General features: G+C 73.4%; 1 protein-coding gene. It reads right to left on the bottom strand.

Annotated elements, in window-relative coordinates; all coding sequences use genetic code 11:
* Window positions 1–1,025, bottom strand: a 1,025-nt coding sequence (locus ACWJ6R_RS36990) for a ketoacyl-synthetase C-terminal extension domain-containing protein (protein ID WP_449066649.1), incomplete at both ends; no start/stop codon positions are given.

Genomic DNA, 1,025 nt, shown 5'->3' with positions numbered 1-1,025 from the left:
ATCCCCGCCCGCTGACTGCCCTGACCCGCGAACAAGAACGCCAACCCACCACCCGAACCCGAACCCACGCCAGAACCCGCACCCGGACCCGTCACCACGCCCGGCACCGCACCCGGCACTGATCCGCCGACCGCCGCATCACCGGCCGCGCCCTCGGCCAGCGCCCGCAGACCCGCCACCAGCTCCGCCCGATCCGCACCCACCACCACCGCACGCCGCTCCAGCAACGAACGCGCCGAGACCAGCGCCTTACCGACGGCGGCCAAAGGCGCGTCGTCCTGGGACGCCCAGTTCGCGAGCCTGGCGGCCTGCGTCTGGAGGGCCTCTCCGTCGTTGGCGGAGATCAGCCACGGCACGACGGGCGGTTCGGCGTCGTCGGCGGGCTCGGTGACGCCCGGCCCCTGCTCGATGATCACGTGCGCGTTCGTGCCACTCACTCCGAAGGAGGAGACACCTGCCCGGCGCGGACCGTTCTCCGACTCCCAGGCACGGGCCTCGGTCAGCAGCTCCACCGCGCCCGCCGACCAATCCACATGCGGCGAAGACTCCTCGACGTGCAGCGTCCGCGGCATGACGCCGTTGCGCATCGCCATCACCATCTTGATCACGCCGCCGACGCCGGCGGCGGCCTGGGTGTGGCCGATGTTCGACTTCAGCGACCCCAGCCACAGCGGCCGGTCCTCAGACCGGTCCTCGCCGTAGGTGGCCAGGATGGCCTGGGCCTCGATCGGGTCGCCCAGCACAGTGCCCGTGCCGTGCGCCTCGACCACGTCCACGTCCGCCGCCGACAGGCCCGCGTTCGCCAGCGCCTGCCGGATCACCCGCTCCTGAGAGGGGCCGTTCGGCGCCGTCAGCCCGTTGCTCGCCCCGTCCTGGTTGACCGCGCTGCCGCGCAGGACCGCCAGCACCCGGTGGCCGTTGCGGCGCGCGTCCGACAACCGCTCGACCAGCAGCATGCCCACGCCCTCACCCCAGCCGGTGCCGTCGGCGTCCGCCGAGAACGCCTTGCAGCGGCCGTCGGGCGC

Source organism: Planomonospora algeriensis (genome assembly GCF_977012225.1).
Note: the sequence above shows the minus strand (reverse complement) of the source record. Positions and strands in the feature narration are given on the sequence as shown.